This is a genomic window from Candidatus Ruminimicrobium bovinum (genome assembly GCF_902760015.1).
Taxonomy (GTDB): domain Bacteria; phylum Elusimicrobiota; class Endomicrobiia; order Endomicrobiales; family Endomicrobiaceae; genus Ruminimicrobium; species Ruminimicrobium bovinum.
Genome location: NZ_CACWEU010000119.1, coordinates 1 through 2745 on the forward strand (window position 1 = coordinate 1; position 2745 = coordinate 2745).

A 2745-nucleotide genomic window follows, 5' to 3' on the forward strand; every position below is an offset into this window, starting at 1 on the left:
CCTTTATTTGTTTGTTCGGAAAAAACGACTGCATTTATAAATAAAAAAATTAAAATAAAAAATATTTTTTTCATTGTTTTTATTTTTGTTCAATTTCCGTAATTTTATTTATTCTTTTTAAATGTCTTTCTTCAAATTTTGTTTCAAGAAATATTTTTATCCAAGAACAAATTTCATCTGCGGAAGCAAACCTTGCACCTGCACAAATAATGTTTGCATTGTTATGTTGTGCAATAAGTGCTGCCGTTTCTTTATTCCAACAAACCGCCGCCCTGATACCTTTAACTTTATTTGCTGCAATACTCATACCTATACCGGTTCCGCAAATTAAAATACCTTTATCTGCCGTTTTTTTAGAAACGAAATCGGCCACTTTAAATGCAAAATCGGGATAATCGCAACTTTGTTCGCTGAAAGTTCCGCAATCAATAACCTGACAACCTAAACTTTCGACAAATTTTATAATTTGTTCTTTTATTTTTATACCGGCATGGTCACAGCCGAATGCTATTTTCATATATTTTTCCCGTTACAATATAAAAAGTTTGTCTCCGTTTTTAACACCTGCGGCATTTGCTTCTTCCATATCCAAATGACATTCAAGTGCCATTTTATCACTTACCCTTGCGATGACATTATCAAAAACAAGCCCTCTTTCACCTTCTGTTTTTAATTTTAATTTATCACCGTGTTTAACACCGTAAAACTCTGCATCTTTTGTTGTAAAATGAATATGCCTTTTTGCAACTATACAACCTTCTTTTAAGTCAATTGAACCTGCAGGACCTATAACTTTTATGGGTTCGGAACCTGCCAAATCCCCTGATAACCTTATGCAAGGTTTTACCCCTAACCTTATGGCATCGGTTACAAAAATTTCTACCTGAGTTTGTTTTCTTAAAGGACCGAGAACTCTTACTTTTTCTATTGCTCTTTTGGGACCTTGTATGGTAACGGTTTCATCACAGGCATGTTCACCCGGTTGAACCAAATCTTTTGTTTTTGTTAAGGTATGCCCTTTTCCGAATAACACTTCCATATCATCTTTTGATAAATGAATATGTCTGTTTGATACATTTGTTAATATTGGATTATTTGCTCTGTTTTCATTCATTTTTTTAGTCCTTTTTTATGGGTTATAAGGTGATAGGGTTATGAGGTTATAGGTTGAGCAGCAAAAACTAAAAAATAACTTATAACCCTATAACCTAAAAACCTATAACCAAAATTACTTTGCAATTTATTAGTTGTTAAATTTTACTAAAGCTTCAAAAGAATCGGCTTTTAAACTTGCTCCGCCTACCAAGCCGCCGTCGATATCTTCTTTTTTCATAAGTTCTTTAACGTTATCCGGTTTTACGGAACCTCCGTAAAGAATTCTTACCTGTTGGCAAGCATCACCATACATTTCACCGTAAACTTTTCTTGCAAATGCATGAACTTCCTGTGCTTGGTCGGGAGTTGCTGTTTTTCCCGTTCCTATTGCCCAAACAGGTTCGTATGCTATAACTATTTTTGCGGCATCTTCTTTTGATAAATCTTTTAAACCTTCCCTTATTTGTGATTCGATAACTTTAAATGTAACATCATCTTCTCTTTCTTTTAAAGTTTCCCCTACACAAACTACCGGGATTAAACCGTTTGCCAAAGCAGCTTTAACTTTTTTGTTTACAGTTTCGTTTGTTTCACCGAAATATTGTCTTCTTTCGGAATGACCGATTATTACATAAGTGCAACCTGCATCAACCAACATATTGGGAGCAATTTCTCCCGTAAAAGCACCTTTTGCTTCCCAGAAAATATCTTGTGCACCGATATTTATATTTGAGCCCTTAGCTTCGTTTGCCAAAGCTGCAATTGCGGTAAATGTAGGACAAATTAAAACATCAACATCTTTAACATCCGCAATTTTGCCTTTTAATTCCTTTACCATAGCAACTGCTTCCGGTATGGTTTTGTTCATTTTCCAGTTTCCTGCCATAAGAGGTTTTCTTGCCATTTTTATATCTCCTTAAAAGTAATATTTTATCTTTGATATGATACAATAAATTGATATAAAAAATCAAAAAAATTTACAACACAGATTACATCGGCAAATGACACAGATAACGGATTTCTGCAAACTTATTAAGAAAGTTAAATTATTTTTATATATTTATTAGAAAAAGAATTGTAAATCTTTATTATCATTTACCAAATCTTCTACTGTTATTGAACCGAAAAATTTGTTTATGATATCATAAAATTTATTCCACATAAATACGGTTTTGCAATGAGATTTTCTTTTGCAATGTGCTGACCCTTTTTTTAAGCACGCAACGGGAGCAAGGTCACCTTCGGTAAGTTTCAGTATATCTATAACCTTATATTTATTTATATTTTTACCTAATTTATATCCTCCGCCCTTACCGTGAACACCTTCTATAATTTTATGTTTTGTAAGTATCGGTAAAATTTTTTCCAAATATTTTAAAGATATTTCCTGCCTTTTGGCAACATCTTTCATTGGAATATATTCCCCGTTGGAATTTTGTGCCAAATCTATTATTACTCTAATGGCATATCTGCCCCTTGTTGATATTAACATTTTAACTCCTTACAATCACCTTCGGTGATTTTGATGTATGGATGTATAGATGCATGGATGTATGGAAACAACATTAATTACTTCGTTTCACTCGTAATAATGACTTTTTATTATTTCCTTTTCTATACCTCTATACTTCCTTCCCTCTATTCTTCGAA

At 32.9% G+C, this 2745-nt stretch carries 4 protein-coding genes; all 4 read right to left on the bottom strand.

Annotated elements, in window-relative coordinates:
• Window positions 1–79: 79 nt before the first annotated feature.
• The 4 genes from rpiB to ACMUOV_RS04305 all read right to left on the bottom strand — a co-directional run bounded on the left by rpiB (window position 80) and on the right by ACMUOV_RS04305 (window position 2587).
• Window positions 80–517, bottom strand: a complete 438-nt coding sequence (gene rpiB, locus ACMUOV_RS04290) for a ribose 5-phosphate isomerase B (protein ID WP_413853881.1) — start codon at window positions 515–517, stop codon at window positions 80–82.
• A gap of 12 nt (window positions 518–529) precedes the next feature.
• The gene (gene pduL / locus ACMUOV_RS04295) at window positions 530–1114 is read right to left on the bottom strand and encodes a phosphate propanoyltransferase (protein WP_413853882.1); all 585 of its coding nucleotides are present in this window, start codon (window positions 1112–1114) and stop codon (window positions 530–532) included.
• Between the two features lie 129 nt (window positions 1115–1243).
• Window positions 1244–1999 carry a triose-phosphate isomerase gene (tpiA, locus tag ACMUOV_RS04300; protein WP_413853883.1) on the bottom strand — a complete coding sequence of 252 codons (756 nt, stop codon included), beginning with the start codon at window positions 1997–1999 and terminating at the stop codon, window positions 1244–1246.
• A gap of 159 nt (window positions 2000–2158) precedes the next feature.
• On the bottom strand, window positions 2159–2587 hold the full coding sequence (locus ACMUOV_RS04305) for an RrF2 family transcriptional regulator (RefSeq protein ID WP_413853884.1): 429 nt from the start codon (window positions 2585–2587) through the stop codon (window positions 2159–2161).
• Window positions 2588–2745 lie beyond the last annotated feature (158 nt).